The 3932-nt window shown below is 70.7% G+C and carries 3 protein-coding genes; 1 reads left to right on the top strand and 2 read right to left on the bottom strand.

The window, feature by feature from the left end:
• The first annotated feature begins 248 nt into the window (after nt 1–248).
• Nucleotides 249–1688 (top strand): DUF349 domain-containing protein, encoded by a 1440-nt coding sequence (locus tag QK444_RS33785; protein ID WP_029928317.1) that lies wholly within the window; start codon nt 249–251, stop codon nt 1686–1688.
• A 106-nt stretch (nt 1689–1794) separates the two neighbouring features.
• Here the strand turns inward: QK444_RS33785 and QK444_RS33780 are convergent, their stop codons facing one another.
• Nucleotides 1795–2382 (bottom strand): hypothetical protein, encoded by a 588-nt coding sequence (locus QK444_RS33780; protein ID WP_282786082.1) that lies wholly within the window; start codon nt 2380–2382, stop codon nt 1795–1797.
• 85 nt (nt 2383–2467) lie between these two features.
• Nucleotides 2468–3932, bottom strand: a 1465-nt coding sequence (gene miaB / locus QK444_RS33775; protein ID WP_282786081.1) for a tRNA (N6-isopentenyl adenosine(37)-C2)-methylthiotransferase MiaB, incomplete at its 5' end; no start/stop codon positions are given.

The following is a 3932-nucleotide window of genomic DNA, read 5'->3' as shown; positions in this document are numbered from 1 at the left end:
CACACCCGCGGCACCGCCCAATTCGGGTACGAGCACGGGCGGCGAAGGGACCAGGGCCGCAACACTGAACACGCCGTCAACCGTAGCGCCAACCCGCCACACCAGCCCCACCCCGTCCGCGCCGCCGCGCGGTGACGCGGCCCGCAAACGCAGCATTTCGCCACCCAGCCTGGTTGAATGGGGTCAAGCTAGATGGGATGACCAGGGCGTAACCAGGCAGCCGTGACGCGCGGCAGGGACGAGGAGCAATGACCGACAACAACGGAAACGACAAAGCTACCCACCCGGAGTCGACCACGACGCCCCAGCCTGGCGCGGCCGCCGCCGAACGACCGTCACCAGCGGCCGAGGCCGCCGGCAATCGGCCCCGCAAACCCGGTGCCCGCAGCTCTGATACCCCCAAACCCCACGCGGTCAAACCCGCGCCCGGCCCGGCGCACACCCCCCACCCGCATGCGGTGGTGGTGCCGACCGTCAGCGATCCCAGCCAGTGGGGCCGCGTGGACGAGGACGGCACCGCCTGGGTGAAGACCGCCGACGGCGAGCGGGTGGTGGGCTCCTGGCAGGCCGGTGACGCCGCCGAGGGTCTGGCCCACTTCGGCCGCCGCTTCGACAACCTCGCCACCGACGTGGTGCTGCTCGAGGAACGGCTCGCCGCCGGAGCCGACGCCCGCAAGATCAAGGCCGATGCCGCCGCGCTTGCCGAATCGTTGCCGACCGCCGCCGTGATCGGCGATATCGACGGTCTGGCCCGACGGTTGCAGGCCATTATCGAACACTCCGACGAGGCGGCCGCGCACGCCAAGGAGGAGAAGGAGCGCACCCGGCACGAGCACACCGAACGCAAGGAGGCGCTCGCGGCCGAGGCCGAGCAGATCGCCGCCGAATCCACCCAGTGGAAGGCCGCGGGCGACCGGCTGCGCGAGATCCTGGAGGAGTGGAAGACCATTCGCGGCGTGGACCGCAAGGTCGACGACGCACTGTGGCGACGCTTCTCCAAGGCGCGCGAGGCGTTCAACCGCCGCCGCGGCGCGCACTTCGCCGAACTGGACCGGGAGCGGGCCGCCGCCAAGACCCGCAAGGAAGAGCTGTGCGTGCGCGCCGAGGAGCTGTCCTCCTCGACCGACTGGGCGGGCACCGCCTCGGTGTTCCGTGACCTGCTCACCGAATGGAAGGCCGCGGGCCGCGCCCCGCGCGAGGCCGACGAGCAGCTGTGGCGGCGGTTCAAGGCCGCCCAGGACGTCTTCTTCGCCGCCCGCAACGCGGCCGCCTCCGAACGCGACGCGGAATTCGAGCAGAACGCCGCCGCCAAGGAGGAACTGCTGAAGCAGTACGAGCACATCGATCCGGAGTCCGGACTCGACGCCGCCCGCGCCGCCCTGCGCGACCTGCAGGAGAAGTGGGACGCCATCGGCAAGGTGCCGCGCGAGCGCATCCACGAACTCGAGGGCCGCCTGCGCGCCATCGAGAAGAAGGTGCGCGAAGCGGTGGACGCCCAGTGGCGGCGCACCGACCCGGAGGCCATGGCGCGCGCCGCCCAATTCCGTGAACGCGTCGCCCAATTCGAGGAGCAGGCCGCCAAGGCGCAGGCCGCGGGCAAGACCCGGGACGCGGAGAAGGCCCTGGAACAGGCCAAGCAGTGGCGGGAATGGGCGGAAGCCGCCGAGGGCGCGGTCAGCCAGCGCTGACGAGGGGTCGGGCGGAGCGGACCGCGCCGCCGGCTACTCGAGGCCCTGAGCGGTTTTGAGCCGTTGATCGAACACAGCGATCGTGTCGTCGGAGAGGCGGCCGAACTCAGCCCTCGTCGCCGGTGAGCCAGCGGCGGTCCTGCTGCTCGGCGGCGGCCGCGGCCTGACGACGGCGCTCCTCGGCCTCCAGGTGCACCACGGTGCGGCTCCACACGACGCGGATCCAGTGGAAGGTGAGCACGATGGCGGCGATGGCGGCCAGGATGAGCCCGATGCCCGGACCCGAGCCCTCGTAGTTGCCCAGGCCGGGGGTCTGGCGGTGCCAGATGGAGAAGACCCCGAAGACGCTGGCGATGGCGGTGCCCGCGGTGGCGATCCAGGCCAGCACCCAGCGGCGGGTGGTCAGGGCGGCCAGTGAGAAGCCGATGCCGAACACCACCACGAACCACACGAAGATCCGGGAGGGCAGGCCGATGTGCTCGTCCTGGGCGACCGCATCGTAGAGCAGCACGTCGAAGCCGCGAGCGGCCCCGGCGTGCGGCAGCACCAGCGAGAGCAGCAGCACGAACACCGCACCGGCGACCACCAGGGCGCGCACCCCCGGATCGATCTCACCGGCGATCTTGCGTTCCACCGCCTCCAGATCGCCGCGGAACTGCTCGAACTCCTGGCTGCCCTGCTCGGTTGACTTCATCGTCTCCTCGTTCGGGTCGGGGGTCGGCCGCTGTGCCGGTCGGTCGTTCTCGTGCTCGTCACCGTGCCGATCACTCATCGCGCACTCACAGTCCGCAGCCACTGTCGCAGCCCGCGGCGGCAGGCAGCGGTTCCGGCGTGCCGATGCGCGGCAGTCCCAGGCCGACGCCGATGGGTGCGGTCTTCGGGGTGACGCCACGCTCGTGGGCGTCGCCCGCGCGGGTGCGGCGATGGTCGCGCACCACGCTGTCGGCGATGAGGTGGTGCGGGGCCGCACCGGTGATGTCGACGGTGACCAGATCGCCGGGACGGATCTCGGCGCCGGGCGCGGGATCGGCGGGCGGCCGGAAGTGCACCAGGCGGCCGTCGCGGGCGCGGCCGCTCATGCGCGCGGTGGCGGCGTTCTTCTTGCCCGCGCTGCTCTCGGCCACCAGCAGTTCCACCTCGGTGCCGACCAGTGCCTGATTGGCCTCCAGCGAGATCCGCTCCTGCAACTCGATGAGCCGCATATACCGTTCCTGGACGACCTCTTTCGGCAGCTGATCGGGCATCTCGGCGGCCGGGGTGCCGGGGCGGATGGAGTACTGGAAGGTGTAGGCGCTGGTGAACCGCGCCTGCCGCACCACATCCAGGGTCTCCTGGAAATCCTCCTCGGTCTCGCCCGGGAAGCCGACGATGATGTCGGTGGTGATGGCGGCGTGCGGCATGGCCGCCCGCACCTTCTCGATGATGCCCAGGTACTTGGACTTGCGGTAGGAGCGCCGCATGGCCTTGAGCACGCGATCGGAACCGGACTGCAACGGCATGTGCAGCTGCGGGCACACGTTCGGCGTCTCGGCCATGGCCTCGATCACGTCGTCGGTGAACTCGGCCGGATGCGGGGAGGTGAAGCGCACCCGCTCCAGGCCCTCGATGGATCCGCAGGCGCGCAGCAGTTTGGCGAATGCGCCGCGATCGCGCGGTTCGTTCGGATCGGCGAAGGAGACGCCGTAGGAGTTGACGTTCTGCCCGAGCAGCGTCACCTCCATGACGCCCTGGTCGACCAGCGCCTGCACCTCGGCCAGCACGTCGCCGGGACGGCGGTCCACCTCCTTGCCGCGCAGCGACGGCACGATGCAGAAGGTGCAGGTGTTGTTGCAGCCCACCGAGATCGACACCCAGCCCGCGTACGCGGATTCGCGCTTGGCGGGCAGCGAGGACGGGAACGCCTCGAGCGCCTCCATGATCTCCACCTGCGCCTCGCTGTTGTGGCGGGCGCGTTCCAGCAGCACCGGCAGCGAACCGATGTTGTGGGTGCCGAACACCACGTCCACCCAGGGGGCCTTCCGCACGACGGTGTCGCGGTCCTTCTGGGCCAGGCAGCCACCGACGGCGATCTGCATGCCCGGACGTTCGGCCTTGATGGGCGCGAGGTGGCCGAGGGTGCCGTACAGCTTGTTGTCGGCGTTCTCGCGCACCGCGCAGGTGTTGAACACGACGAGATCGGCGGTGTCACCGGGTGCGGCCTTGGCGTACCCGGCATCCTCGAGCAGACCGGACAGCCGCTCGGAG

The sequence above is a fragment of the Nocardia sp. CC201C genome, assembly GCF_030010695.1.
Lineage (GTDB): Bacteria > Actinomycetota > Actinomycetes > Mycobacteriales > Mycobacteriaceae > Nocardia > Nocardia otitidiscaviarum.
Note: the sequence above shows the minus strand (reverse complement) of the source record. Positions and strands in the feature narration are given on the sequence as shown.

Bases quoted from the DNA above. Each gene is read 5' to 3' on its own strand.
- QK444_RS33785 (WP_029928317.1), top strand. From the start codon at position 249: ATGACCGACAACAACGGAAACGACAAAGCTACCCACCCGGAGTCGACC.
- QK444_RS33780 (WP_282786082.1), bottom strand. From the start codon at position 2,382: ATGAAGTCAACCGAGCAGGGCAGCCAGGAGTTCGAGCAGTTCCGCGGC.